The organism is Arthrobacter sp. R-11, from assembly GCF_049913155.1.
Taxonomy (GTDB): domain Bacteria; phylum Actinomycetota; class Actinomycetes; order Actinomycetales; family Micrococcaceae; genus Arthrobacter.
In genome coordinates this window covers 2131071-2156945 of sequence record NZ_CP183979.1, presented here as the reverse complement: position 1 = coordinate 2156945, position 25875 = coordinate 2131071, and the positions used below count along the sequence as shown (strand labels likewise).

Sequence of the window (25875 nt, the reverse complement as noted above, 5' to 3'; positions counted from 1 at the left end):
GGGTGAAAAGCTAGTTGCTGAGGCGCACAATGGTCGCTCCGAAGGCGTCCACCGGGCCCAGCGAGTAGCCGTCGGCCAGGGACACGTACCTGACAAAGCTGCCGATGATTCCACGGCAGTTTCCGGTGCAGGAAAGCGCTGAGGGGACGTCCGGGCTTGAGTTGCGGAAGGCGTCCGGTGCGCTGCTGTTGCCGCTGAACTTCCACCCCGCCACCTTGAAGGCTGCGAAGGACACCAAGTGGTACACCGCACCGCTTCCGGTGCCGGTCACTGCGTTGAAGACGGGGAGGAGGACGATGACATCGCGGCCCGCAGTAATGTTGTCCGCCCACTTTTGGAGGGTGGCGGCGCAGTTGCCTGGCGCGCTGTTGCCCGGTGCACTTCCGCCCTCGCTGACCGCGAGGTCGATCGTCCCGCCGCAGACGCCGGGATCCTGGGTGATCCAGCCGAACCCGCCGGCCACGGCCGCACCCGAAGGGCCGTACAGGCAGCCGGGATTGGCGCCGGTTCCGTGGTCCTGCAGCAGTTGCAGGGCTCCCCCGATGTAGCCCTGCACCTGGCAGATGGAATAGGCAAGCGGAAAAGCAGTCCTGCCGGCATAGGCGCTGCCCCACTCGACCTTCGAGCTGGTCTCGACGTCCGCTGTGCCGAAGCCGAGGGCCCTCGCAAAGAAGAGTGAAACCCCGCCCTGGGGCCCACCGGCCTGCTTGGCTCCGCCCGTCACGGTGACCTTGCGGTTGACCAGGTCCAAGTTGACCGACTTGACGTTGCTCAAGCCGTCCACGGCGTTCTTGTTGACGAGGTCGGCTGCGTATTGGGAGGCTGCCAGGCAGTTGGGGTCGGCAACGTTCGCTGCGCATTTCTGGGCGACGGCGAGGGCAGCGGCATCGGTTCCGTTCTGCACCTGGGCCCGTTCGGAGTACAGCATTCCCGCATCCACTGCGAGGGCCGCGAACCCGAGGAGCACCACGAGCGCCAGTGCAATCAGCACGGCGACTCCGCCACGCTCGCCGTCTTCGCCGCGGGGCATCAGCCGGCGCATAGCATGACTCCTACGCCTTGCAGCGGGAACGGACCAGCAATTCCGGTGAGGGTGCTGAGGGTGTACTTGATGGTCAGCGACATCTGCCCGCCGGAGGAGCAGTTCGCCTGGCTGAAGGTGAAGTTGGCGTCCGCGAGCTGCGGGCTCAGGGAGACGGCCGCGTTCTTGGCCGCCGTCCTGGCTGCAGTCTGGTCGTTCGAGATCGCCATGACGCGGACTCCCTCGCGTGCCGCGTTGGAAAGGGACACCTGTGCGTTGTAGGCCCGCCCGAATTCCATGATTCCGAGAAGCAGGAGAACCAGGACGGGTGCCAGCAAGGCGAATTCGACTGCCACGGCACCGCGTTCTGAGTTCCTGGACATGGGAACTGCCTTTCGTGCTGCAGCGCTGTGTGCGTCTGAACGGAAGTTTCGGCTAGGGGGCGCCGTGAGTGGGATGGTGCAGGTGGGTGGGGACCGGCCCCACCCACCCGGGGCGTCTGCTTACTTCGAGCAGCTTCCGGCGACGGTGGACGTGGAGGCCGTCCAAGCACCGCCCTTGACACTGCAGGCGGTGCTGTTGAACGTCTCGACGAGGTTTCCGCCGAGCAAGGTCACAGCAACGATGATCACAACGGCGATGAGGGCGACCATGATGCCGTATTCAACGGCGGTGGCGCCTGTCTCATCCCGGCGCGCGCGGGCTACGGACGTGACGATGGTGGAAAACATTGCAGCTCCTTTAGTGAGATAGGCCGGTCGTTCCGCTGAGCGGAGGGACCTACTTCGAGCAGCTGCCCGCGACGGTGGAAGTGGACGCCGTCCAGGCGCCACCCTTGACGGAACATGCCGTGCTGTTGAATGTCTCCTTGAGGTTTCCGCCCAGCAAGGTGACGGCGACGATGATGACAACAGCGATGAGGGCGACCATGATGCCGTATTCGACGGCGGTGGCGCCTTTTTCGTCGCGGCGGAGGCGGGATGCGGTGTTGGAGATGAGAGAAAACATTTGATAACTCCTGAGCGAGTTTGGGGGGATTCGGGCTGGCCCAGCACCAGCTCGCAATCAACATAGCAACGCCCAACACCGCGTTGTATGGACCTTGGAACATCCTGTGGGAATGCTCGCCAAACTGCGTATTTCCTGTGTTAAACCGGGGGAAATCCCGGGGCCGGCAGCCCCGTTGAGGAATCCCGGGGCTCAGCCCATCGCCGGGGCGAGCCCGCCCTGCGGCGACAACTGCTTGCGTGCCCAGCCGGCCAGCTTCCTGCCCTTGCCCTTCCACCAGTTGTCCTCGTCCTTGTCCTGGTGGAAGCGGAAGATGATCGTCACCATCACGAGGACGCCCAGGACCAGATCGATCCAGGACGAAACGATCGCGTCGACCAGCACGCTGACGCCCATGACGAGGATTGACGGCACCGCCAGGGTCCGGAAGACGGTGCTGGCTACGTAGCGGCGGTGCGAGCGGGGAACGGAGACGGCACGCACCATGTCAAAACACAGGCATGCGACCACCATGGTCTGGCCCAGGGACATCAGGAGCAGGCCGGGAAGCGACCCCGCGAACATGGCGGCGGATTCCATTCCCGTGCTCATCGGACTGCCTCCGTCAGCGGGCGGCGCGGAAATGGAACAACGGCATTGCAGAAAGCAGACATTGTATGACCCCCAGAGTCATGAACTGCGGTTGAGACCAGCTACGCTCCATTGAATCGGCTGCCCTGGGGACCCGTCACGAGTGGTGGGTACTCCACTTTTCCGCAGTGGATTCAAGTAATTGGGGCGACGTGTACTCAATTCCACAGCGCAGTTTGACCCTGGACTACTTGCTCGGGCTTTCAGGCCCCGCCCTCGTCGGCCGGTGGGACCCTCATCAGCGAGACATAGGACTCCAGCTGGGAACGCAGTTGCGCCGGGGAATGGTGCGACGGCGACAGGGTGGCCGTGATCTGCGCGCCGAGCACGAAGGTCATGATGCCGCCGACGACGTCGTCGTCGTCCAGTCCGTCCATGAGTTCACCGGCATCCCTGGCTTCGCGAAGCCTGCCGAACAGCTCGTGCCGCCATTGCTCCATCGAGCGGTCATGGAGGGCCGCCTTCTCGGGATCCGTCAGTGCCCGCTGCCAGTACGCGATGGCGATCCGGGCTTCGCTCAGCCGTTCGGCGTCGAGCGGCAGGATTTCGTGGCAGAAGCTGCGCAGTGCGGCCAAGCCCTTCAGCCCCTTCGACACGGTTCCGATCCTGGCGTTCGTCTGGTTGAACACGTGTGCGAACGCAAAGGACAGGAGGTCGTCCTTCGTGGGGAAATAGGGCTTGAGCGCACCGTTGGCGAAGCCCGCTTCCGTGGCTATTTCGCGCATCGTAGCGCCCTCGATCCCCCGCCTGGCGATGATCCGCCACGTGGCTTCAACCAGTTCCACGCGTCGCTTGTCATGATCGACGATCTTCGGCACCCAATCCCCAAATCTTTTTTTCTACAACCGTTGTGACTCAGCTTACACACTGTTATTGTCTACACACATAGAAAATAAACCGCCACTCCCAAGGGGCTTTTCCATGAACATCTCCGCCATACCCGAAACGGCCGAAACCACCGCCTACGGACCCGTCACTGCCAGCGAGATCACCGCAGTCAAGGCCGCCCTCAGCGACGCCGGACTGTTCGACGATTCCACCCGAGTGGCCTACCTTGGACTCCTGGATCCGCCCCGCGCCTCCGCGGACGATGCAGCCGAAACGACGGACCGCCGCTTCCGGGTCTTCCTGCACAACGTAGCCACCGGAACCGCGCGCGACGTCGTCGTCACCCTGGAAACCGGGCACGCCTGGCACAGCGAAATCACCCGCAACGTCGAACTGGACACCGCCGTCGCGGGCGAACTTCCCGTCATCGGGGAGGAATTCGAACTGGTCGAAGCAGTGCTCGCCCAGGACGAACGCTGGCTCAAGGCGCTCGCGGAGCGGAAGCTCGACGTCGCCAAGGTGCGGGTCGCTCCCCTGTCCGCCGGCGTCTTCGAATACCCGGAGGAAAAGGGCCGCCGCATCCTGCGCGGGCTGGCCTTCGTCCAGGAGTTCCCGGAGGACAACGCTTGGGCACGCCCCGTGGACGGCCTGGTCGCCTACGTGGACGTGGTCAACAAGGAAGTCACTCAGGTCCTGGACTTCGGGGCGATGCCGGTCCCGGCAGAACACGGCAACTACACCGATCCGGAGCTGACCGGCCCGTTGCGGACCACACAGAAGCCCATCCACATCACCCAGCCGGACGGCCCCAGCTTCAGCATCCAGGGCGGCAACCACCTTGAGTGGGAGAAGTGGAGCCTCGACGTCGGTTTCGATGTCCGCGAAGGCGTGGTGTTGCACAATGTGGCGTTCGACGACGGAGGCCGCCGCCGCAGCATCCTCAAGCGGGCGTCCATCGCCGAAATGGTGGTCCCCTACGGCGACCCCTCCCCCGTGCGCTCCTGGCAAAACTACTTCGACACCGGCGAATACCTGGTGGGCCAGTACGCGAATTCGCTCGAACTGGGCTGCGACTGCCTCGGCGAAATCACGTACCTCAGCCCGGTGGTGAGCGACTCCTTCGGCAACCCGCGCGAAATCCGCAACGCTGTCTGCATCCATGAAGAGGACTGGAGCATCCTGTCCAAGCACAGCGACCTGTGGAGCGGGGTCAACTACACCCGCCGGAACCGCCGCCTCGTGGTCAGCTTCTTCACCACCATCGGCAACTACGACTACGGCTTCTACTGGTACCTCTACCTGGACGGCACCATCGAATTCGAAGCCAAGGCCACCGGCGTTGTCTTCACCAGCGCGTTCCCCGAAGGCGGATCGGACAACATCTCCCAACTGGCACCGGGCTTGGGCGCCCCCTACCACCAGCACCTCTTCAGCGCACGGCTGGACTTCGCCGTCGACGGCTTCAGCAACCGCGTGGAGGAAGAAGACGTGGTCCGGCAGGCCATGGGTGAAGGGAACCCGCGCGGCAACGCATTCTCCCGCAAGCGCACCGTGCTCGCCAGCGAGTCCGTTGGCGTCCGCGAGGCCGACGCCCGCAGCGGCCGCACCTGGGTCATCTCGAACCCGGGATCCAGGAACCGCCTGGGCGAGGCCGTGGGTTACAAACTGCACTCCGAAAACCAGCCCACCCTGCTGGCCGACCCCGGCTCCTCGATCGCCCGGCGCGCCGCCTTCGCCACGAAGGACCTGTGGGTCACCCGCTACGCGGAAGGCGAGCTCTACCCCACCGGCGACTTCGTCAACCAACACTCCGGTGGCGCCGGCCTGCCCGCCTACATCGCCCAGGACCGGGATATTGACGGGCAGGACATCGTGGTGTGGCACACCTTCGGCCTGACCCACTTCCCGCGCCCCGAGGACTGGCCGATCATGCCCGTGGACACGGTGGGCTTCAAGCTGCGCCCCGAAGGCTTCTTCGACCGCAGCCCGGTGCTGGACGTCCCCGCGTCGAAGCCCGCCGGCGGGCACTGCCACATGGCGGCGGGACAATGAGCGTCAGCGCCGGAAAAGTTGCCGGCAAATCGGAGCACACGGTCCATCACCACCGCCGGCTCGGCGTTCCTGCGGTGACGTTCATGATCATCGCTGCGTCGGCGCCGCTGACGGTTCTCGCCGGCGGCGTGACGACGACGTTCGCCGTCACCGGGGTCACGGGCGTACCGCTGTCCTTCCTGCTCCTCGGCGGAACCCTGGCGGTCTTCGCCGTCGGCTACGCGGCCATGAGCAGGCACCTGGTCAACGCCGGGGCGTTCTACTCCTACGTGGCCCAAGGGATCTCCCGGCCGGTCGGCGTCGGTGCCTCCATGGTGGCCCTGATGGCCTACAACCTCATGCAGGTCGGCATCTACGGCCTTTTCGGCTTCAGCGTCTCGGGCCTCATCAACGAACGCTTCGGCGTCGCCCTCCCCTGGTGGATCCCGGTCCTGACCTGCATCGCGGTCGTCGCGGTGCTGGGCGTGAACCGGGTGGACCTGTCCGCGAAAGTTCTCGGGGTTCTGGTCGGCCTCGAATTCCTCGTGGTGACCGTGTACGACGTCGCCTCCTTTGCCCTGGCACCGGAAGGGGTCAGCGGCGCGCCGCTCAGCCCCGAAAGCCTCTTCGTGCCGGGCGTGGGAGCGGTGCTGTCCTTTGGCATCGCCGCGTTCATGGGCTTCGAGTCCGCAGCCATCTACGGCGAGGAAAGCAAGGACCCCAAGCACACCGTGGCCCGCGCGACCTACACAGCGATCACCATCATTGCCCTGTTCTACGCCGTGTCAGCGTGGGCGATGGCGGTCGGAACCGGCCCGTCAGCTGTGGCCGATGCCTCCGCGAAGCAAGGACCGGACCTGATGTTCGGATTCCTCGGCGCGCACACCGGAGTCCTCATCGCCGACCTGGCCCGGCTGCTTTTTGTGACCAGCCTCTTCGCTGCCCTCGTCAGCTTCCACAATGCCGCCGCCCGGTACTTCTTCTCCCTCGGACGCGAAGGGGTCCTGCCCCGCAAGCTCGGGGCAGTGCGGCGGCACAGCGGCGCACCCTACGCGGGGTCACTCGCGCAGACGGCCATCGCCGTCGTCGTCACGGCCGCCTTCGCGATCGCAGGGACCGGATCCCCGCTGGGGGACCTCTACCCGGTCCTCACGATGTTCACGTGGCTGACCAACGACGGCGCGATGGGCCTCGTCCTCCTGATGACCGTTGTTTCGCTGGCGGTGATCGGATTCTTCCGCAAAGACAAGCGGGACACCGGTATCTGGACGAGCCTCATCGCTCCCGGCCTGGGGTTCCTGCTCCTGGCAGCGGTCTTCGTCATGATCGCCCTCAATTTCAACGTCCTGCTGGGCCAGGAAGGCAACAATCCCCTGACCTTCATCCTCCCGGCCGCGATCGTCGTGCCGGGGCTTGCCGGGGTGGCATGGGCTTTCCGCCTCAAGCGGAACCGCCCCGAGGTGTACCGGCGGATCGGGCACGGCGAAGAGGGTCCGGCAGCCGTGCACCTCGGTGACGAAGAAGACTGACCGGGCCTGGAGAGATCGGCGAACACCATGCACACAATCCTTTCCGCGGCCATGCTCGTCTGTTGCGGTATCGGCATCCTGTGCCCCATGCGCGAAGCCATGGCGCGCGGCGGTGTCCTGCGGAACGTCAGCCAGTGGGGGCCCATGGCCGTCATGCTCGCGGCCATGGCGGACACCACCGTCGGACCGGGCCTGCTTCCGGGAGTGGTGTGGGGGCTGCTCCTGCTGCTGGCAGCTCCCCTGCCGCTGGTACTGCTGCGTAGGGAACGCCGCAACGGCATGGAACTGCACCGGGCGCTCTCCGTCCTGGGGATGTTCGCGCTCCTCGTCACCGGCCTCCAGCCGGTGACGACGGGAACGGCGCCCCACGCCCACGCGCATCCGGGGACGGGCGGCGTCACGCCCTTCCTGGCCGCGGCGCTCGCCGCCGTGGTTGCGGTCTATTCGCTGGTGCTGGCCCTGCGCTCGCTCCGGTCCCGCCAACCGTTCCACCCTGTCGAGGCTTTCTCCTCGGCGGGGGCCCTGGGGGCGATGATGCTGATGACCCTCTGAAAGCCATTCACCGAACATCAACCATCCTTCCCGGATACACAAGCTGCCCCGTTGCCGGGCAGGCAGACTCAACACAACGCCTGACGGCCATGCGGCCGGCGGGCACCAACTACTCAGAGTGGAGTGAAACCTTGGAAAGCTACGACGCCCTCCTGGCCTCAATCACCCCGGCCACCGGCGAAACCCGGACCATCCTCGACCCCGCCACCGGGACCGCCGTCGGCGAAGCTCCCGTCCACACGGTTGAGGACCTCGAGCTGGCGGTCGCCGCGGCCCTCGAAGCGCAGCCGGCCTGGGCCGCGGCCGGCCACGAGGCCCGGTCAGCCGCGCTGCTCAGGGCCGCCGACGCCGTCGAACGCTCCGCCGAAGAACTCGCCCAACTGCTCTCCCGCGAGCAAGGCAAGCCCCTGAACGGTCCTAACGCCCGCTTCGAGGTCGGCGCCTGCGCCGCCTGGCTGCGAACCGCCGCCACCACCGCACTGGAACCCGAAACAGTGGTCGACGACGGCCAGACTTACGCCCAGTTGCACTACCGCCCCATCGGTGTCGTGGGCGCGATCGGGCCCTGGAACTGGCCCATGATGATCACCGTCTGGCAGATCGCCCCCGCCCTGCGGATGGGCAACACCGCCGTCGTCAAGCCCTCCAAAATGACCCCGCTCTCCGTCCTGGCCCTCATCAAGGTCCTCAACGAAGAACTCCCCGAAGGCGTCCTCACCGCCATCTCCGGCGACCGCGCAGTCGGCGCACGCCTCGCCGAACACCCCGCCATCGGCAAGGTCATGTTCACCGGCTCCACCGCCGCCGGCCGCGAAATCATCCGCTCCTCCGCCGACACCGTCAAGCGCCTCACCCTGGAACTCGGCGGCAACGACGCCGGCATCGTCCTGCCCGACGCCGACCCTGCCGTGATCGCCCAGGACCTGTTCTGGGGCGCGTTCATCAACACCGGCCAGACCTGCGCTGCCCTCAAGCGCCTGTACGTCCACGACTCGATCTACGACGCCGTCTGCGAGGAGCTCACGGCCGTCGCGGCCGCCATGCCCATGGGCGTCGGCCTCGACGAGAACAATGTCCTGGGCCCGCTCCAGAACAAGGCCCAGTACGACATCGTCGCCGGCCTCGTCGACGCCGCCCGCGACTCCGGTGCCCGGATCCTGACCGGCGGCAACCCCGACCCGGACCAGCCCGGCTACTTCTACCCCACCACCCTCGTGGCCGACATCGACAACAACAACCCGCTGGTTGCCGAAGAGCAGTTCGGCCCGGCGCTTCCGATCATCCGCTACAGCTCCGTGGACGAAGCCATCGAGATGGCCAACGCCCTCGACGTCGGACTCGGCGCCTCCGTCTGGTCCCCGGACCTTGGCGCGGCCCGCGAAGTCGCCGCCCGCCTCCAGGCCGGTACCGTCTGGATCAACAAACACGGCGCCGTGGACCCCCGCGTCCCCTTCGGCGGCGCCAAGCAATCCGGCTACGGCCTCGAATTCGGCGTCGAAGGCCTCAAGGCACTCGGTGTCCCCCAGGTCATCAACGGCTAGGCCCGCGAGGGCAATGCAAGGGCACCACCGGAGCAGTTCCGGTGGTGCCCTTGTTGCGTACGGACGGTTGCGTGCGGACGGTTGCGTACGGATGGTTCAGACCGCTACTTCGAGGTAACCCTCCACGATCCGTGTGGCGTAGCTGTCCAGGCGGAGTCCGGGCGTAGTGAAGCATTCGCCGGTCTGCAGGTCGTAGACCTCCTTGTGCAGCGGCGAGGCGATGGTCGGGCGCCCACCGCGGCAGCCGGTGATCCCGCGCGCCATGACGTTGGCCAAAGTGGCGGGATCCTGCTGGGCTACGGCGTAGACCTCTCCGGATTCCAGGCGGAACAAGGCGAGCTGTTTGCCCTCCACCAGGGCGGCTTCGCCCCAGGCCAGTTCCAGTTCTTCGACGGCGCAGACGCGGTGCCAGGCCGCCGGCCCGTCAACCGGACGTTCGATGCTTTCAAGACCAATGGTCATGTTCAACCCCTATCGCTTGGCCCGCCGGGCGGCGGCTCCGATGCCGCCACCGGCCAGGCAGTGTGCAGCCAGGCAACAACGCTAGGTCCGGGATGTTTCGACCGGGTGCGGCTCGTGTGTCGGCGCCGTAAAGGACTACTCACACTGGCTTGAACCCGGTGGTGATGCGGAAGTTAAGCCCCCGAAACAATCGGGAAACTGAAGCGAAACTGCCCGTACATAGGCTGCTGGAAGGAGTCGTAGAGGACGTTCTGCGGCGCATGTGAAAGGGTGCCGATGAACGCACACACCACCAGCTCCAATGCCCGGCGCCGGATTGTCGTTGCCGGCGGCGGCCCTGCTGCCCACCGTTTCGCCGATGCCATGCATACCCGCGGCCTTGAGGGCTGGCAGCTGACCGTGCTCACCGAAGAAGCACACCTGCCCTACGACCGGGTGGCGCTGAGCAAGGCGCTGACCGACATGGAATACGACCTCACCCTGGGCGAAGCGGCCATGTGGGATCACGAGGCACTCGACCTGCGCACGGGCGAGCGGGTAGTGAAGATCAACCCGGACGGCAAGACCGTGGAAACCGCGGCCGGCAACAGCTACGCCTATGACGCCCTGGTGGTTGCCACCGGATCGAATGCGGCCCGCCTGCCCATCCCGGGCGCCGAGCACAGCCACGTCTACCGGACCCTCGAGGACGTGTGGGCCATCAACGGCGCGATTGCCGCGCTCCGTGAAAAGCTCGGCCGCGAAGTCACTGCGGTGACCATCGGCGGCGGCCTGCTGGGCCTGGAAGCCGCGGCTGGCACCGAGCAGCTGGGAGCCATCCCCGTGGTGATCGACGGCGCGAACTGGCTGATGGCGACCCAGCTGGACGAGGGCGCCGGCCAGGCGCTCGGACGTCTCATCAAGGAAAAGGGTTTCGAGATCCACGGGGGCGTCTTCCCCTCCGAGATCCTGGCCGACGACGACGGCCAGGTCACCGGTGTCCTGATGGCCGATGGCCGGACCATCGACGCCGACATCGTGATCGTTGCCATCGGCGTCCGGCCCCGCGACGAACTGTTCCGGGCAGCCGACGGCGAGGAGCAGCTCTTCTCGCTGGGTCCCCGTGGCGGTGTGGTGATCGACGAGGGCTGCGAGACTGAGATTCCCGGTATCTACGCGATCGGTGAAGTGGCCAACTTCGGCGGCATGTGCCTGGGCCTGGTTGCCCCCGCCAACACCATGGCCGAGATCGTCGCCGACCGCCTGCACGGCGGGGCGGCCACCTTCCCGGGGTTCGACACCGCCACCAAACTCAAGCTCTCCGGCGTGGACGTGGCCAGCTTCGGTGACGCGTTCGCCAAGACCGAACACGCCCTGGAAATCGTCTACGCCGACCCCGCCCGCGGCGTCTACCAGAAAATCGTCACCACCGACGATGCCAAGACCCTCCTCGGCGGCATCTTCGTCGGCGACGCCACCCCCTACATGAGCCTGCGCCCCCTGCTCGGCCGCGAACTCCCGGCCGAACCCGGCGCTTTCCTCTCCGCCGCCGGCGGCGGCGACGCCCCCGAAACCGAACTGCCCGACGACGCCATCCTGTGCTCCTGCAACAACGTCGCCGCCGGCTCCATCCGGGACGCCATCAACGGCTGCGGCGCCTGCGACGGCCAAGCCCCCGTGCAGGAGCTCGGCGAACTCAAGTCCTGCACCAGGGCCGGCACCCAATGCGGCTCCTGCGTGCCCATGCTCAAGAAACTCCTCGAAACCGAACTGACCAAGTCCGGCGTCGAAGTCTCCAAGGCCCTGTGCGAACACATCAGCCTCTCCCGCCAGGAACTCTTCGAAACCATCCGCATCCTGGAACTGACCTCCTTCGAAGACATCATGGCCAAATACGGCACCGGCGCAGGCTGCGACATCTGCAAACCCACCATCGCGTCGATTCTCGCTTCGCAACATTCGGCGTATGTCCTGGATGCGGGGCGGGGAACGCTGCAGGACACGAACGACCGGGCGCTGGCGAACATGCAGAAGGACGGCACGTATTCGGTGGTCCCGCGGATTGCGGGCGGGGAAATCACGCCCGACGGCTTGGCCGTAATTGCCGCGGTGGCCAAGAAGTACGGGCTGTACACGAAGATCACCGGCGGGCAGCGGATCGACATGTTCGGTGCCCGGCTCGAACAGCTCCCGGAGATCTGGAAGGAACTGGTGGACGCCGGCTTCGAATCCGGCCAGGCCTACGGCAAGAGCCTGCGCACCGTGAAGTCCTGCGTCGGATCCACCTGGTGCCGCTACGGCGTGCAGGACTCCGTGGCCATGGCCATCAACCTGGAACTGCGCTACCGCGGCCTGCGCAGCCCGCACAAACTCAAAATGGGCGTCTCCGGCTGCGCCCGCGAATGCGCCGAAGCCCGCGGCAAGGACGTGGGCGTGATCGCCACCGCCGACGGCTGGAACCTCTACGTCGGAGGCAACGGCGGCGCCACCCCCGCCCACGCCCAGCTCCTGGCCAAAGACCTGGACGACGACACCCTCATCAAATACATCGACCGCTACTTCATGTACTACATCCGCACCGCCGACCGCCTCCAACGCACCGCACGCTGGCAGGAAGAACTCGACGGCGGTCTGGAGCATGTCCGGCAGGTCGTCGTCGAGGATTCGCTCGGCATCGCCGCGGAGCTCGAGGCCGCCATGGCCAAGCACATCGGCACGTACCGGGACGAGTGGGCCGAAACCCTCAAGGACCCGGAACGGCTGCGCCGCTTCCGTTCCTTCGTCAACGCCCCAGACCAGAAGGACGACTCCATCACCTTCGTTCCGGAGCGCGGGCAGATCCGTCCGGCCACCAACGAGGAAAAGGGCAAAGTGCTGATCGGCGCCTCCATCCCGGTCCGCGGCGAGGGCACGTTCAACTAGGCCCCCGGTGGGAACACCCCGGTCAGCCCGGCCGGGGTGTTTTCCGCTGAGGCGCGCCTCAGCGGCGGGAGATCCGGATCCCTGCTTCTTCCAGCCACCGTCGAATCCCGTTAGGGTTGGCGCTGGCGTGCATTCGACGGACCCACCGCTGTGGAGGAATTCATGAACAAGGTCACGTGCGATCTCACCGTTTCCCTCGACGGCTACCTTGCGGGCCCGAACCAGAGTCCTTCCGAGCCCCTGGGGGAGGGCGGTGAGGAACTGCATCGCTGGATGTTCGAGGAGCCCGAAGCCAATGCCGAAGCGATCCAGGGCATTCTTTCCGCAGGCGCCTACATCTTGGGCCGCAACATGTTCGCCGGCCCCGGCGCCGGTCCGTGGGCGCCGGATTGGCGGGGCTGGTGGGGCGAGGAGCCGCCCTACCACGCCCCGGTCTTCGTCCTCACGCACCACGCCCGCCCGCCCCTTGAGATGGACGGCGGAACGACCTTCCATTTCATCGCCGACGGGATCGAGTCCGCCCTGGCCCAGGCAAGGGAGGCTGCCGGCGGCGGGGACGTCGCCGTCGCGGGAGGTGCCGACACGGCTCGGCAGTTCCTGTCGGCCGGGCTGATCGACGAGCTCCGGCTCCATATTTCGCCGCTCATCCTCGGTGGGGGCACTCGGCTTCTCGACGGCGTAGGGCCCCTGACGCTGGAACCCACCGAGGTGCGTGGCACGGGCCTGGTGACCCATGTCAGATACCGGGTGCTCCGCTAAGGCGGTGGTAGTCGTAGTAGTGCAGCCAGCCGTCCAGGGCCGTCAGCGCTCATCGGTTCAAGGGTGGGAGTCTCCATATGCATGATCGCCCCGTTGCAATCCTTGTCGTGTCCAAATCCAAGCGCCCCAAGCAATACTGGTCGCCAGTGGCAGCAGTGCCAACGCAATCCCTGCGACTCGGGGATTGAATGTACTGATAACGGCTCCACCGACCATTGTGAAGTGGCAACGAATTCCTAGTGGCAGGAATTCGTACGTTCCCTCGGGAGCCTTGGGCCCCCCTTCAGGAGATGAGACGGACCCCGAGGGCGGATAGTCATGCAGGCAAACGGAGGCAATCGACGTGTACTGGTGGACCGCCAGCTGTCGGTCGGCCAAGCCCACAAGGAAGTACCACCCCACGGATAGAAGCAATGCGACAAGTACGAGCCTGGATCTCTTGTCCATTTATCCCCCAAGGAAATGCTCCACGTCACCACCCCACAAAGTTGACGAGGGCGCTCGTCGCGGGTGCTCCGCCAAGGCGGAGCGGCTTAGGCCGGGCCGCCGCCGGGAGGTGCGTCGAGGACGGTAGGAACGTACTCAAGCAATTGGAGCCGGCCGTCGAAAGTCCTGCTCTGCACCATCTCAAGGGCAACATCGGGATAGCCATCGTAGATCCGTTCGCTGCCGGTTCGCCCCGTGATTACAGGGAAAACCACCAGCCTGAACCTGTCCACCAGGCCGGCGACCAGCAGGGAGCGGCAGAGGCTGAGGCTCCCGAGGGTGCTCAACGGGCCGCTCCCGTCCTGTTTCATCTTCCGCACGGCCTCGACGGCGTCGCCCGTGACCAGCTGCGAATTCGGCCAGCTCAGGGGTGCCTCGAGGGTCGAGGAGAAGACAACCTTCGGTACCGCGGCAAGGCCTGTCAGTGCGGCGCCCTCGTCCTCGGAGAATCCGGAGCCCTCGCCCGCGGCTTCCTCGGACATGCCGGACATCAGCCGGTAGGTATTGGCCCCGAACAGGAAGGTGTAGCCCTTTTCGGCTTCCTCCCCGAGCCAGGCGAGGTATTCCGGCCCTTCCAGCCCCCACCACCCCGGCCAGCCTTCGGCCGAGGCGTAACCGTCCAATGAAATGATCAGGTCCACCATCAGGCTCGTTGGATCGGCGGTCGTCTCGTCCATGACAGTCTCCTCGTAGTGGTCGGCGCCAATGCGGGGCCATGCTAGCCCCGGTCGATGCGGGGTACAAGGGGAAGCAGCCGCCGGCGCTATCTGCCCGCAGAGGCGTGCTCGATGCAGTACGGCGTCCAGGGTCGCGCTTCAAGCCGGCCTTCGGCAATGGTGGCCCCGCAGACTTCGCAGATGCCGTACCTTCCATCCGAGATCCGGTCAAGGGCGGCTTCGATCTGTTCAAGTCCGGACCGGCTTCCTTCGAGCAGCGCAGAGGCCTGGGAAAGCTCGAATGCGATGGTGCTGCCTTCCGGATCATGCTCATCGTCGACGTTGGAGTCCTGCCGCGCGGCGCTGACGGAGGCGATGTCCCGGCGGAGAGCCTCAAGCAGGGCACGCTTGCGGTCGCGCTCCTCCTCAAGGAAGATCCGGAACCGCTCGGGCGGCACGCTGCTCACCGTTGCGCCAGCGTCCGCAGGAGCTTCAAGGCCACCGCGATCGACGCGATATCGCCCTGTTCCGGGTTCAGGACCTCTTCGAAGGTGTTCTTGATCCGACGGAGGTGCTCCTCCCGTCCGCGCTCCCACTGCCCGATGCGTTCCATCGCCGATGCCCCTGCGGCGTCGCCCTTCCCGGTTGTCCGCAAGACGGAGGTGGTTATCTCGACGACCGCCGAGTACGCGTCGTCACGGAGCGAGGCACGGGCCAGGGCCTGCCATCGGGTGTCCCTGGGCAGGTCCGTGATGCGCAGGAGCAGCGTGCCCACGCCGAACTCGTGGATCACCGTGTGGTACATGTCCGCGATGGCGGTGAGCGGTTCATCGACCTGCTCGGACACGAGCGAGATGTCCAGCAACGAAAAACTCTCCAGCAGATCGGCGGCGCGCCGTCCGAGCTCCAGGGGCATTCCGACGTCGTTCCAGTGGGCCAGGCGGGCCTCGGCGCGGTCCAGGTCCGAACCCTGCAGGAACTCCATGGTCCTGGTCCGCAGCAGCTCCAGGGCCGGCATGATCCTTCCCATCGCCTCGCCAATCGGCTGGTCCCGGTGGTCGTGTGTCACGTACCAGCGGGTGGCCCTGTCCAGGAGCCTGCGCATCGGCCGGGCCACTTCGACCGCGTGTTCGCTGGGAATCCCGGGAGGCAGGGCGGCCACAGTATCCACGAACCATGGGAGATCGTAGGCCTCCCGGACAACCACAAAAGCCCTCGCCACTGCCGCTGCAGTGGCCGTGGTTTCCTCCATGGCGCGGAACGCGAACGTGATCCCGCCAAGGTTGATCATGTCGTTGGCAACAACGGTGCAGATGATCTGCCGGCGCAGCGGGTGGGCATCGAGTTCGGCTTCGAACCGCCCGGACAATTGCCCGGGAAAATAGTCCCGGAGCACCCGGGTGAACCAGGGATCATCGGCGAGGTCGCCGGCGACCAGTTCCCTGGCCAGTTCGATCTTCGCGTAGGCCGCCAGGACCGACAGTTCAGGTGCCGTGAGGCCGGCACCCGAAGCAAGCCGGTCCCTGAGCTGTTCGGCATCCGGCAGGCTTTCCAGGCGCCGGTCCAGGCCCGCGGTGCCTTCCAGCCACTCCATGATCCGCTCAAATCCCGGGGCCGATTCGAGTGCCAGATGCCGTTCGTTGAAGAGGAGGACGTTCTGGTGCGCGTTGTTGGCCAGGACCAGCCCGGCCACCTCGTCGGTCATGGACTGCAGGAAGCTGGCCCGCTCGGCTGCACGCATCCTCCCGGCCGCGATCTCGCGATCGACGAAGATCTTGATGTTGACCTCGTGGTCCGAGCAGTCGACCCCCGCGGAATTGTCTATTGCGTCGGTGTTGAGCAGGACGCCGGCCAGGGCCGCTTCCACCCGTCCGCGCTGGGTGACCCCCAGGTTTCCGCCCTCGGCGAGGACCCGTGCCCGCACCTCGTTGCCATTGATCCTGATGGAGTCGTTCGCCTTGTCCCCCACGTCGGTGTGGCTCTCGGCCGAGGCCTTGACATAGGTCCCGATGCCTCCGTTGTAGAGGAGATCGACGGGCGCCCTGAGGATCGCCTGCAGGAGCGCCTGGGGCGTGAGCGATTCGACGCCGGGGTCCAAGGCCAGGGCGGCCCGGACCTCTTCGGTGGTTTCGATTGTCTTCGCCTGGCGGGAGTACACGCCGCCGCCAGCACTGATCAGGCCGGGGTCGTAGTCGGCCCAGGAGGAACGGGGCAGTCCGAAGAGCCGTTTGCGTTCTTCGAAGGACGCCCCTGCATCGGGGGTGGGGTCGAGGAAAATGTGCCGGTGGTCGAACGCCGCCACCAGGCGGATGTGCGGTGAGAGCAGCATGCCGTTGCCGAAAACGTCGCCGCTCATGTCTCCGATGCCGACGGCGGTGAAGTCATCAGCCTGCGGGTCGATGCCAACTTCGCTGAAATGGTGCTTCACGGATTCCCAGGCTCCCCGGGCGGTGATTCCCATTTCCTTGTGGTCGTACCCGACCGATCCCCCCGAAGCGAAAGCGTCGTTCAGCCAGAAGCCATAGTCCGCCGCCAGGGCGTTGGCCGTATCGGAGAAGGTAGCGGTCCCTTTGTCGGCAGCGACCACGAGGTAATAGTCGTCGCCGTCGTGACGTTCCACGCGTTCCGGCGGCACCACGGCCTCACCGGCGGCCGTGACCACCAGGTTGTCCGTCAGGTCCAGCAGCCCGCTGACGAAGATCCGGTAGCACTCGAGTCCCTCGGCGAGCCAGGCTTCCCTGTCTTGGGCCGGGTCAGGCAGGAGCTTCGGGTAGAACCCGCCCTTGGCTCCCGTCGGAACGATCACCGAATTCTTGACGTTCTGGGCCTTCACCAGGCCCAGGACCTCAGTCCGGAAATCCTCGCGGCGGTCCGACCAGCGCAGCCCGCCCCTGGCCAGGGCGCCGAAGCGGAGGTGGACCCCTTCAACCCGTGGCGAATACACCCAGATCTCGTACTCAGGCCGGGGAAACGGAGCGACCGTGACCGAGGCCGGGTTGAACTTAAAGCTCAGGTGCCCCTTGCCGAGGAAATAGTTTGTCCGCAATGTCGCATCCACGAGGTCCATGAAGGTGCGAAGCAGCCGGTCCGCGTCCAGGACCGGGATTTCGTCAATGGCTGCCAGCAGTTCCAGCCGCGCCCTTCCCATGGTTTCCGCCCGCAAGTGCCCCTCCAGGCCGGGATCGAACTTGGCTCTGAACAGGTCCAGGAGGGCGTGGGTTGCGCGGGGGTTGGCCACCAAGGTGTCCGCGACGAAGTCGTACGAGTTGGTGGTTCCCAGTTGTTGCAGGTACTTCGCGTAGCTCCGGAGCACCGCTGCCTGGCGCCAGCCCACGCGCTCGCGGATCACCAGGCCGTCGAGCCGGTCGGATTCCATGTCGCCCCGCATGGAGGCGGCGAAGGCATCGGCGACCAGATCGCTCGTGGCCCCCGGGTCCACGCCGGCGGGATATTTCACGCCGAGCTCGTACAGGAACAGCTCCAGCCCGCCTGCGCGGCGTAGCACGTACGGTCTCTGGTCCAGGACCTCCAGGCCAAGGTTGTGCAGGAAGGGCAGGATCTGCGTGAGGCTCCTGGGCTTGGTGAGGTAGAGGTGGATCCGCGTTCCTTCCACGCCTCCCTTGGCGTCGGCAACCGGGGTTCCGGTCCTGGAATAGACCGTGAGCAGGGGATCCATAACGGGACGCCCGCCTGAGCCGTCCAGGTCGAATGTCTCGAAGTTGACGATGTCCGCGACGGCGGATTCCGGCTCATGGTCCGCGCGGTAGTTTACGGGGAATGCATCCAGCCACAACTCCGACAAGCGGGCCGCCTCCGCCGCCGGAAAGCGTTCGCGGATCGCTTCCTCGAGTCCGTCCGGCCAAGGCCGCACGGCTGATATCAGCCGCCGCTCGATTGCAAGGGACTGGTCGACGACGGCGGCTGCCTGGACTTCCGCCCCGTCACCGGCGAGGTGCAGGCGGAAAAAGACGAAGGCCATCGGCGAGCCCGTCAGGCGGACTTCGAACTCAATCGTGTCCGCTTTGAAGACGTGCTGGAGCTCCCGTTCCATGAGCAGGCGGACGGCGGTGCTGTAACGGCGGCGCGGGAAGATGACTGTCGCAGACATAAAACAGCCGGAACGGTCAGGCCGGAGGAAGACACGCGGCTTCTGCCGCACTTCGGCGCGGAGGATGTCGCCTGCGAGCCGCGTGAGGTCATCCACCCCGATGCGGAACAGTTCGTCGCGGGGGAAACTCTCCAAGATGGCGAGGGTGTCCTCGGCCGGGTGCGATCGCGGGGCCGTTCCCAAGCTCTCGCAGACGGCAAGGATCTTGTCGCGGATGACCGGTATCCGCAATACCGACTGATGCGCGGCGCCAGTGGAGAACATCCCGACGAACCGCCGTTTCCCGCTCGCCGCGCCGCCCTCGTCGTGCACGGTCAGGCGCAGCTCGTCGAGGTACGACTGGCGCAGGACGGTAGACCTCAACTCCGAGCTCGTCATCCTCAACGACTCCTCCGGTTCAGCCGGGACCGCGGCCGCCCCGGCGGTCTCCGGCACCCCCTTGTCGAGACCGCCGCGGGCTCCCCTCAGCAGCCCCAGCCCGGAACCCGGGCGAGGCGAAAGGCGTTCGCGGCCGCCCGCCGTCGTAGTTTCAAGTTCGTCATATCCGAGGAACACGAAGTTGCCGTCATCGAGCCAGCGGAGCAACTCGCGGCCTTGGTCCGGCGAGGGCTCGGCGGCGTCGGAAAACCCCACCGCGGCAGCCACGGCGGCGCTCAGCTTATCGTGGATGGCCCCGGTGTCTCCGGCCACAAGCCGCACGTCGTCCAGCACACGGTACAGTCTCTGGATCAGTTCCCTGGCCACCGCGCTATCCGTCAGGACGCCGATTTCGGCGGCGATCCAGACCTCCGCGGCGCCGTCTTCCCGGCCGCGCCCGGCCAGGACGCCTTCCGGGGAAGAAGCGGTCCAGGCCTCCAACAGCTCGTGGGAAACCGGGTCCCGGAGCACCTGGAAGCGGGGGTGCACCAGCAGGCGGAGCGAAACGTCGTCACGCGTCAGCTCGGCCGTGACGGACTGCACCAGGTACGGGAGGTCATCGGCAACGATCGCCACGATGCTTGCGTCCAGTTCGTTCAGGATCCCGACGACGGCCTGGCCAGGTTCCCGTATCGCTGCCAGCTTCAGGTGATGCCCGGCCCACGCGTTGGGCGTTTCGGCACCATAGCCCTGCAGTTCGTCGGGCGACAGCTGCGCGAAATAACCCGCAAGGAAGGGCTCGGTCACCCGGGGAAATGCGGACGTACCGTGCTCCTCGGGCAAGGGATTATCAGACATGGCACTGCACCTCCCCTGCGGGAAATACACCGCCGGATGCGGCCGCCGCCACGCCCCTCCCGCTTCTCTCCATGATGGCTTGCGGCCCGGATTAAAACCACATCGCGGCGCGGTCCTCCACAGGATGGGCCCCGGCCCGTTCCCTAAACCGCAGCGGCGCCGGCGGGGTCCTTCCCCGTGGACCGGGGAGCGGCTTTTCTCGCTGTCTCGAACACAGCCGGCCACAGCCACATCGCCGCGGCCGCGGCGCCCGCACCGGCGCCCACCGCCGTCGCGAGAATCACGTGTTCTGCCAGCCACTCCCCCTGGCTGCGGCCTGCCTGGTAACCCGCCCAGAATGCAGCAGTCCAGATGACGCCGCCGCACTGGCAGGCGCGGCGCAAAGTCCCTCATCTTCAAGATATCGCGCGGCGGGGGGCTTGTGGGAAGACCCCCTGCCTGTTCCATACTGGCCATCCGGTGCCTATGGGAACGAGGTCCAGATGCACGATGTGGTGATCGTCGGGAGCGGACCGACGGGGATGATGCTGGCCGGTGAACTGCGCCTGGCGGGGGTGGACGCGGTGGTTCTCGAACGGCGCAGATCGCCGGAATTGGCCGGTAGGCGCGGTGGCGGTATCCACGCCCGGGCGATTGAACTGCTCGACCAGCGGGGAATCGCCGGGCGGTTCCTCGGCGAGGGCAAGACGATAGCCGCCGCAACGTTCGGCGGCACTGCCCTCAAGCTGGGCAACCTGCCCACACGCCATCCGTATACGCTCGCGCTGTTCCAGAACGATATCGAGCGCCTGCTGCTCGGCTGGGTCGAGGAACTGGGTGTTCCGATCCGGCGGGGCATGGAGGTCACCGGCGTGGCGGCCGACGACGACGGCGTCGACGTTCAGCTCGGCTCCGGCGGATCGCTGCGGGCCAGGTACATAGTGGGCGCCGACGGCGGACGGAGCGTGGTGCGGCGGGCAGCCGGCATCGGATTCGAGGGCCCGGACGCAACACGCAGCAGCCTGATCGCCGAGGTGAAGGTGACCGAGGAACTGACGCAGCCCGGGAAGATTGACGAGCGCGGGGTCCACGGGCTGCACGCGATGGGTGACGGCATGGTGCGGGTGGTGGTGACCGAGGCCGAACTGGGCCCGAACACCGAGCCCACCCTGGATGAACTGCGGCGGGGCCTGATCGAGGTGTTCGGCACGGACTTCGGTGTGCACAGCCCTGCGTGGTTGTCGCGGTTCACGGATGCCACGCGGCAGGCGGCGTCCTATCGGAAGGGCAGAGTGTTGCTGGCCGGGGACGCGGCGCACGTGCACTCCCCCACGGGCGGGCTCGGCATCGGCCTGGGGCTGCAGGACGCCGTCAACCTCGGCTGGAAGCTGGGGCAGGTGGTGCGGGGCGTGTCCGGTGAGGAACTGCTCGACAGCTACCACGCGGAGCGGCACCCGGCCGGGGCACGGGCGTTGAAGTACACCATGGCGCAGTCCCTGTTCCAGAAAGCCGACCCGAGGCAGGAGGCGCTGCGCGACTTGCTCGACGAGGTGCTTGGCTTCGGCGACGGGGGCACGCCGGTTGCGGCCCTGATCACCGGGCTCGACGTTGCCTACGGTCCTGGTGGAGGGCATCCCCTTCTGGGGCGACGGATGCCGGACCTCGACATCGCCACCCCCGATGGCACTGCGAGGGTGTTCGAGCTCTTGCACCCGGCCCGGCCGGTACTGCTGGAACTCGGCGGGCCCCCCCTGGACGCCGGTGCCTGGGCGGGGCGGGTCCGGCACCTGGCGACGAGCTATGACGGCGCGTGGGAGCTGCCGGTGCTGGGCGAAGTGGCCGCACCCACGGCCGTCCTCGTGCGCCCCGACGGCTACGTCGCCTGGGTCGGTGAAGACACGGCCGAGGGGCTCAGCGAAGCGCTGGCTACCTGGTGCGGTGCAGCGGGCGGGTAGCCCGGTTGCGGCGGGTCGGGTAGACCGGTGCGGCGGGTCGCCGCCGGAACCTTCCTCTGTCTCCGGTGAGGGGCCATCATGGAGAAGGGAAGGGGCGCGTCCATGGCACAAGGAGAGCGCATCACCGCGGATTCCATACAGACGAAGAGGTTCAAGCGGCGCTTTATGGGGAGGATGATCTTTGTCCTCTCAGGCGGCATGTTCCTTGACGGGTACATCCTTGGGATCGTTGGTCCGGTGACCGGCAATCTGGTGACCGAACTGGGCCTGTCGACCGTTTGGGAGGGCCTGATCGCGGCCGGCCCGCTGTTCGGCATTTTCTTCGGCTCCCCGCTCGGGGGTTGGGCTGCTGACAAATTCGGCCGCAAGCCGCTGTTCATGGTGGACATGGGCCTGTTCGTGATTGCGTCGGGCATGCAGTTCTTCGTCGACTCGCCGGCACTGCTCTTCGTGGTGCGGCTGATGATGGGTGTGGCCATCGGCATGGAGTACTCGGTGGGCTGGCCGCTCATGTCAGAATTCGCCCCGGCCCATCTGCGCGGCCGCCTGCTGGGCGTGACGCTGATCGCTTGGTACACCGGCTTCATGGTTGCTTTCGCGCTGGGCTACTGGTTGATCCACTCGACGAACCTCGGCTGGCGCATCATCCTGGGCACGAGCACGCTGCTCGCGGTGGTCCTGTTCCTGGCCCGTTTAGGGCTTCCCGAATCGCCCCGGTGGTTGTGGAACCAGGGCCGCCGGGACGAAGCCATGGGAATCGCCCACCGGTACATGGAGCACGCCGCGGAAATGTCCGACGTCGAGCATGAAGACACCGAAAAGGGAACCTTCGGAATGCTGTTCTCCCGACGCTACTGGCGGGCGACGCTCTTCGTCTCGATGTTCTGGTTCTGCGCTATCGCACCCTACTTCGCAATCGCCACCTTCGCGGACAGCGTGCTCGGGCAGTACGGCCTCGGCGGCGGACTCGCCGGCGGCGTGGGCCTCTCGGCCGTCGCCCTGACGGCAGTCGTGCTCACCGTCCTGTTGATCGACAAGGTCGGCCGGCGGGTGCTGACAGTCCCACCGCAGTGGATTTGCACAATCCTCCTCGCGGTCATCGGCCTGTGGGCAGGTGCGCCGCCCGCCGCCGTGCTGGCCCTGTTCCTCGCGTTCTCCTTCTTCAACGCGATGGTCGGCACCCTCACCGGCGTCTACCCCGGCGAGGTCTTCCCCACGGAAGTCCGCGGCGTCGGGACCGGCTTCGCGGCCGCGGTCAGCCGCATCGGTGCCGGGCTCGGGACCTTCCTGCTGCCATGGGCGATGGTCAATCTCGGTCCGGCCGCGTCGATGCTGATCGCGGCCGGCGTCGCCCTCGTCGGCGCCGCGCTCTCGCAATGGCTGGCGCCCGAAACGAAAGGCAAGAGCCTCACTGAGGCCGCGGCCGGGTTCTCGCACTAGAGAGCTGGCGTAGGCTTCGAGGACCCGATTCGATCGCCCCTTAAGGAGATCCGGCCATGACAGAACCTGAGAAGTATGCCAGCGTCCGTTACGTCGTTGACGACGTCCAGGCCGCCGTCGACTTCTACACCACGCACCTCGGCTTTGCCCTCAACACCAACGCCGTTCCCGCCTTCGCCGATGTGGTGCGTGGTCCGTTGCGGCTGCTGGTGTCCGGTCCAAGCAGCTCCGGCGCCCGCGCCACTCCAAGCGATGCCGCCGCGGCTGGCCGCAACCGCATCCACCTGATCGTCGACGACTTGGACGCCGAGATCGGCCGTCTCCGCAGGGCGGGGTTGTCGTTCCGCAGCGACGTGGTGACCGGGCCGGGTGGACGCCAGATCCTGCTCATGGACCCCGCCGGCAACCTCATCGAATTGTTCCAACCGGGCGCACCCACGCCGGCCGCCCCCTGAGCGGATTACTCCTGGTCCCCCAACCCGACTTGTTCCATCATTTCCGTCAGCCATGGCCGGTGTTCACGATGGAATGCAATTCCTTCGGGCAGCCCCCGCACAGCAGGTTCGGAATCCGTGATGTCTATGGTGATCCGGCCGCCCGCGATGGGCGCGTTGGTGATGTGCAGGTCGCCGTACGAGGCCGGCAGCGCCGGATCCATCCAGAAGCCGCCGCGGGAGATGTGGGCGTCGTACCTCATCAGGCTGGTGATCAGCATGATCGGGCTCGTGGCCGCCCAGGCCTGCGGGGAGCACGCCGTCGGATACGGCACGGGCTCGGCTACCTGCCCGCGGTCGAAACCGCAGAAGAGTTCCGGAAGCCGGCCGTCGGTGTACTCGGCTGCCTCGAAGAGGGCTGTCGCGATTCGTTGCGCCTCGTCGACAAACCCGTAGCGCATCAAGCCTGCTGCAATGATCGCGTTGTCGTGCGGCCAGACAGACCCGTTGTGGTAGCTGGCGGGGTTGTACGCCCCCATGTCGCTGGCGAGGGTGCGCACACCCCAGCCGCTGAACATCTCCGGAGACATGAGCCGTTCGGCCATCTGCGGCACCTTGTCCTCGTCGACGATGCCATGCCATAGGCATTGCCCCATGTTGGACGCGCACGCGTCCACTTGCCGTTTCTTGCCGTCCAGGGCGATGGCGTAGTAGCCGCGCTCGGGCATCCAGAACTGCTCATTGAACCGCTTCTTCAACTCGGCCGCTTCGGCGGTGAGTTTGGCTGCCAACGGTACGTCGCCGGCGTCGTAGGCCATCCATGCCCTGGACAAGTACGCGGAGTACACCAACGCCTGGACTTCGCAAAGCGCGATCGGCGGCTCTGCCAGGCGGCCGTCAGCGAAGTTGATCCCGTCCCAGGAGTCCTTCCAGCCTTGGTTGATGAGGCCCTGTTCATTGAGCCGCTCATACTCGACGAAGCCGTCGCCGTCCTTGTCTCCGTAGTTCCGGATCCAATCCAGGGCGCGGTCGGCGTGCGGCAGCAGCGCGGCGATGGTGTCCTTCGCAAAACCCCAGCGGCTCACCGATGCGATTGCCATGACGAACTGCGGGGTTGCGTCGACGCTGCCGTAGTAGACCGACTTGCCTCCGAGCGAAAGCCCGCTGGAGACGCCGAGCCTGACCTCGTGCAGGATCTTCCCCGGTTCTTCCTCGCTCATGGGATCCACAACCTTGCCTTGGCGGTCCGCGAGCGTCTTCAGAGTGCCCAGTGCCAGGGACGGGTCCACCGGCAGCGCCATTTCCGAGGCCCAGAGCGAGTCCCGGCCGAAGAGCGTCATGAACCATGGAGCGCCCGCGGCCACGACGATCCTCTCGGGATGGGCGGGATCCTCAATGCGCAACGCCCCCAGATCGTCGTAGCTGCGCCGCAGCGTCCGTTCGATGGAGCGGTTGCCCATATGGAGCTTTGGAATCTTGGCCACCCATTCCCGGCGACGGCGGTCGCTGGGGGATGTTTCACCGCCGCCCTGACGGACGAACGACGCCGCCGGCGCGACGCCGTCGGAGGCCGGCACCACACTCAGCCGGGTGCTCCAGCGTCCGTGCGGAGGAACGATCACGCGGTAACGCAGGGCCCCCGCAGCGATGTCGGCGCCGCTGGCCCTGACGACGACGCCCTTGTGGATGTCCTGCCAAGCGGCCCTGATGGTCAGGGAGTCACCGTCGGGCACCCGGGATTCTTCCCACTGCCTTTGGACGCGGGCTTCCTTTACCTCGAAGAGGTCCGCGAAGTCCGATTCGACGTCAAGGGTGATCTCGCATTCGGCTTCGTCCGGGGAGTAGTTCCTGATCGTGACTTCTTCCAGGATCCCGGCACCGACCTCCCGGACACGCTCCACGATCAAGGGGCTGTCCGCATATCCGTCGGAACGGGGCACCCGGCCGATGAACAAGGCCCGGTAAGGCTCGGTCGTCGATGCGGTCAGGGATTCCAGGGACTGGCCATTGATCAACAGGTTCCAGCGCGACAGGATGCGGGTGTCGTCATGGAAAACACCATGCGGATGTTCCGGATGGATGTCGCCATTCGCCAGGGAAATGCAGAAGGACGAGCCCTCCACCAAGGTCACGGTCCCGGGCCCCACTGGGCCTGCGGCCGTGTCGGCATTCCATCCTGCCATCTCCGCCTCCTTCACGGCGCGCGAACGCTCTGTTTGGATAGACGCTACGCCTGTAGCGTCCCCGGCAATAGGCACAAAGCCCGGCTCCGGGTCGGAAGACCCTCCCCCGCTGGACTCCCCTGCGTTATGGTCCTCACAGGGCAGGTATCGAGCGGGT

At 66.3% G+C, this 25875-nt stretch carries 20 protein-coding genes; 9 read left to right on the top strand and 11 right to left on the bottom strand.

The genetic code is table 11. The features are described from left to right. Nucleotides 1-10: 10 nt before the first annotated feature. From ACN9M4_RS09675 to ACN9M4_RS09650, 6 genes are all read right to left on the bottom strand, one after another. On the bottom strand, nucleotides 11-1042 hold the full coding sequence (locus tag ACN9M4_RS09675; RefSeq protein ID WP_426303304.1) for a Tad domain-containing protein: 1032 nt from the start codon (nucleotides 1040-1042) through the stop codon (nucleotides 11-13). Further along, entirely contained in the window at nucleotides 1030-1404 is a 375-nt protein-coding gene (locus ACN9M4_RS09670; RefSeq protein ID WP_426303303.1) for a TadE/TadG family type IV pilus assembly protein, read from the bottom strand. The genes ACN9M4_RS09675 and ACN9M4_RS09670 overlap by 13 nt, the downstream gene beginning before the upstream one ends. A 120-nt stretch (nucleotides 1405-1524) precedes the next feature. Further along, the gene (locus tag ACN9M4_RS09665; RefSeq protein WP_426303302.1) at nucleotides 1525-1752 is read right to left on the bottom strand and encodes a Flp family type IVb pilin; all 228 of its coding nucleotides are present in this window, start codon (nucleotides 1750-1752) and stop codon (nucleotides 1525-1527) included. A gap of 49 nt (nucleotides 1753-1801) precedes the next feature. After that, nucleotides 1802-2029, bottom strand: a complete 228-nt coding sequence (locus tag ACN9M4_RS09660; RefSeq protein WP_426303301.1) for a Flp family type IVb pilin — start codon at nucleotides 2027-2029, stop codon at nucleotides 1802-1804. A gap of 192 nt (nucleotides 2030-2221) precedes the next feature. Further along, nucleotides 2222-2620, bottom strand: coding sequence for a hypothetical protein (locus ACN9M4_RS09655; RefSeq protein WP_426303300.1), 399 nt, complete (start codon nucleotides 2618-2620; stop codon nucleotides 2222-2224). A 242-nt stretch (nucleotides 2621-2862) separates the two neighbouring features. Continuing rightward, complete coding sequence (locus tag ACN9M4_RS09650; protein ID WP_426303299.1) at nucleotides 2863-3477, bottom strand: TetR/AcrR family transcriptional regulator; 615 nt, start codon at nucleotides 3475-3477, stop codon at nucleotides 2863-2865. Nucleotides 3478-3580: 103 nt separating this feature from the next. Between ACN9M4_RS09650 and ACN9M4_RS09645 the strand changes: the two genes are divergently transcribed. From ACN9M4_RS09645 to ACN9M4_RS09630, 4 genes are all read left to right on the top strand, one after another. Then, nucleotides 3581-5539, top strand: coding sequence for a primary-amine oxidase (locus ACN9M4_RS09645; RefSeq protein WP_426303298.1), 1959 nt, complete (start codon nucleotides 3581-3583; stop codon nucleotides 5537-5539). After that, nucleotides 5536-7047 (top strand): APC family permease, encoded by a 1512-nt coding sequence (locus ACN9M4_RS09640; protein ID WP_426303297.1) that lies wholly within the window; start codon nucleotides 5536-5538, stop codon nucleotides 7045-7047. The genes ACN9M4_RS09645 and ACN9M4_RS09640 overlap by 4 nt, the downstream gene beginning before the upstream one ends. Before the next feature lie 27 nt (nucleotides 7048-7074). Continuing rightward, nucleotides 7075-7599 carry a hypothetical protein gene (locus tag ACN9M4_RS09635; protein ID WP_426303296.1) on the top strand — a complete coding sequence of 175 codons (525 nt, stop codon included), beginning with the start codon at nucleotides 7075-7077 and terminating at the stop codon, nucleotides 7597-7599. Nucleotides 7600-7730: 131 nt separating this feature from the next. Continuing rightward, entirely contained in the window at nucleotides 7731-9140 is a 1410-nt protein-coding gene (locus ACN9M4_RS09630) for an aldehyde dehydrogenase family protein (RefSeq protein WP_426303295.1), read from the top strand. A 96-nt stretch (nucleotides 9141-9236) separates the two neighbouring features. Here the strand turns inward: ACN9M4_RS09630 and nirD are convergent, their stop codons facing one another. Continuing rightward, entirely contained in the window at nucleotides 9237-9602 is a 366-nt protein-coding gene (gene nirD / locus ACN9M4_RS09625) for a nitrite reductase small subunit NirD (RefSeq protein ID WP_426303294.1), read from the bottom strand. 276 nt (nucleotides 9603-9878) lie between these two features. Between nirD and nirB the strand changes: the two genes are divergently transcribed. Both nirB and ACN9M4_RS09615 read left to right on the top strand, forming a co-directional pair. Further along, complete coding sequence (nirB, locus tag ACN9M4_RS09620; protein WP_426303293.1) at nucleotides 9879-12503, top strand: nitrite reductase large subunit NirB; 2625 nt, start codon at nucleotides 9879-9881, stop codon at nucleotides 12501-12503. 162 nt (nucleotides 12504-12665) lie between these two features. Beyond that, complete coding sequence (locus tag ACN9M4_RS09615; RefSeq protein WP_426303292.1) at nucleotides 12666-13262, top strand: dihydrofolate reductase family protein; 597 nt, start codon at nucleotides 12666-12668, stop codon at nucleotides 13260-13262. 533 nt (nucleotides 13263-13795) lie between these two features. On the opposite strand, the gene ACN9M4_RS09610 is transcribed toward ACN9M4_RS09615, so the two are convergent. From ACN9M4_RS09610 to ACN9M4_RS09600, 3 genes are all read right to left on the bottom strand, one after another. Next, nucleotides 13796-14425 (bottom strand): dihydrofolate reductase family protein, encoded by a 630-nt coding sequence (locus ACN9M4_RS09610; RefSeq protein WP_426303291.1) that lies wholly within the window; start codon nucleotides 14423-14425, stop codon nucleotides 13796-13798. Nucleotides 14426-14511: 86 nt separating this feature from the next. Then, the gene (locus ACN9M4_RS09605) at nucleotides 14512-14871 is read right to left on the bottom strand and encodes a TraR/DksA family transcriptional regulator (RefSeq protein ID WP_426303290.1); all 360 of its coding nucleotides are present in this window, start codon (nucleotides 14869-14871) and stop codon (nucleotides 14512-14514) included. Then, nucleotides 14868-19727 (bottom strand): NAD-glutamate dehydrogenase, encoded by a 4860-nt coding sequence (locus tag ACN9M4_RS09600; protein ID WP_426303289.1) that lies wholly within the window; start codon nucleotides 19725-19727, stop codon nucleotides 14868-14870. Before ACN9M4_RS09600 ends, ACN9M4_RS09605 begins: the two co-directional genes overlap by 4 nt. A 482-nt stretch (nucleotides 19728-20209) precedes the next feature. Here ACN9M4_RS09600 and ACN9M4_RS09595 point away from each other — a divergent pair, with 482 nt between their 5' ends. The 3 genes from ACN9M4_RS09595 (at nucleotide 20210) to ACN9M4_RS09585 (ending at nucleotide 23556) form a co-directional block, all read left to right on the top strand. Continuing rightward, nucleotides 20210-21661, top strand: a complete 1452-nt coding sequence (locus tag ACN9M4_RS09595; RefSeq protein WP_426303288.1) for an FAD-dependent monooxygenase — start codon at nucleotides 20210-20212, stop codon at nucleotides 21659-21661. A 174-nt stretch (nucleotides 21662-21835) separates the two neighbouring features. Continuing rightward, nucleotides 21836-23101 (top strand): MFS transporter, encoded by a 1266-nt coding sequence (locus ACN9M4_RS09590; protein WP_426303287.1) that lies wholly within the window; start codon nucleotides 21836-21838, stop codon nucleotides 23099-23101. A 56-nt stretch (nucleotides 23102-23157) separates the two neighbouring features. Then, nucleotides 23158-23556, top strand: a complete 399-nt coding sequence (locus tag ACN9M4_RS09585; protein WP_426303286.1) for a VOC family protein — start codon at nucleotides 23158-23160, stop codon at nucleotides 23554-23556. A gap of 5 nt (nucleotides 23557-23561) precedes the next feature. On the opposite strand, the gene ACN9M4_RS09580 is transcribed toward ACN9M4_RS09585, so the two are convergent. Continuing rightward, complete coding sequence (locus ACN9M4_RS09580) at nucleotides 23562-25718, bottom strand: glycogen debranching N-terminal domain-containing protein (RefSeq protein ID WP_426303285.1); 2157 nt, start codon at nucleotides 25716-25718, stop codon at nucleotides 23562-23564. Nucleotides 25719-25875: the final 157 nt, after the last annotated feature.

What these genes read in the sequence shown, in the direction of transcription:
- ACN9M4_RS09585 (WP_426303286.1), top strand. Translation starts at nt 23,158, where the DNA reads ATGACAGAACCTGAGAAGTATGCCAGCGTCCGTTACGTCGTTGACGAC.
- ACN9M4_RS09665 (WP_426303302.1), bottom strand. Translation starts at nt 1,752, where the DNA reads ATGTTTTCCACCATCGTCACGTCCGTAGCCCGCGCGCGCCGGGATGAG.
- nirD (WP_426303294.1), bottom strand. Translation starts at nt 9,602, where the DNA reads ATGACCATTGGTCTTGAAAGCATCGAACGTCCGGTTGACGGGCCGGCG.
- ACN9M4_RS09580 (WP_426303285.1), bottom strand. Translation starts at nt 25,718, where the DNA reads ATGGCAGGATGGAATGCCGACACGGCCGCAGGCCCAGTGGGGCCCGGG.
- ACN9M4_RS09595 (WP_426303288.1), top strand. Translation starts at nt 20,210, where the DNA reads ATGCACGATGTGGTGATCGTCGGGAGCGGACCGACGGGGATGATGCTG.
- ACN9M4_RS09640 (WP_426303297.1), top strand. Translation starts at nt 5,536, where the DNA reads ATGAGCGTCAGCGCCGGAAAAGTTGCCGGCAAATCGGAGCACACGGTC.
- ACN9M4_RS09645 (WP_426303298.1), top strand. Translation starts at nt 3,581, where the DNA reads ATGAACATCTCCGCCATACCCGAAACGGCCGAAACCACCGCCTACGGA.
- ACN9M4_RS09615 (WP_426303292.1), top strand. Translation starts at nt 12,666, where the DNA reads ATGAACAAGGTCACGTGCGATCTCACCGTTTCCCTCGACGGCTACCTT.
- ACN9M4_RS09655 (WP_426303300.1), bottom strand. Translation starts at nt 2,620, where the DNA reads ATGAGCACGGGAATGGAATCCGCCGCCATGTTCGCGGGGTCGCTTCCC.
- nirB (WP_426303293.1), top strand. Translation starts at nt 9,879, where the DNA reads ATGAACGCACACACCACCAGCTCCAATGCCCGGCGCCGGATTGTCGTT.
- ACN9M4_RS09635 (WP_426303296.1), top strand. Translation starts at nt 7,075, where the DNA reads ATGCACACAATCCTTTCCGCGGCCATGCTCGTCTGTTGCGGTATCGGC.
- ACN9M4_RS09610 (WP_426303291.1), bottom strand. Translation starts at nt 14,425, where the DNA reads ATGGACGAGACGACCGCCGATCCAACGAGCCTGATGGTGGACCTGATC.
- ACN9M4_RS09670 (WP_426303303.1), bottom strand. Translation starts at nt 1,404, where the DNA reads ATGTCCAGGAACTCAGAACGCGGTGCCGTGGCAGTCGAATTCGCCTTG.
- ACN9M4_RS09590 (WP_426303287.1), top strand. Translation starts at nt 21,836, where the DNA reads ATGATCTTTGTCCTCTCAGGCGGCATGTTCCTTGACGGGTACATCCTT.
- ACN9M4_RS09660 (WP_426303301.1), bottom strand. Translation starts at nt 2,029, where the DNA reads ATGTTTTCTCTCATCTCCAACACCGCATCCCGCCTCCGCCGCGACGAA.
- ACN9M4_RS09675 (WP_426303304.1), bottom strand. Translation starts at nt 1,042, where the DNA reads ATGCGCCGGCTGATGCCCCGCGGCGAAGACGGCGAGCGTGGCGGAGTC.
- ACN9M4_RS09600 (WP_426303289.1), bottom strand. Translation starts at nt 19,727, where the DNA reads ATGTCTGATAATCCCTTGCCCGAGGAGCACGGTACGTCCGCATTTCCC.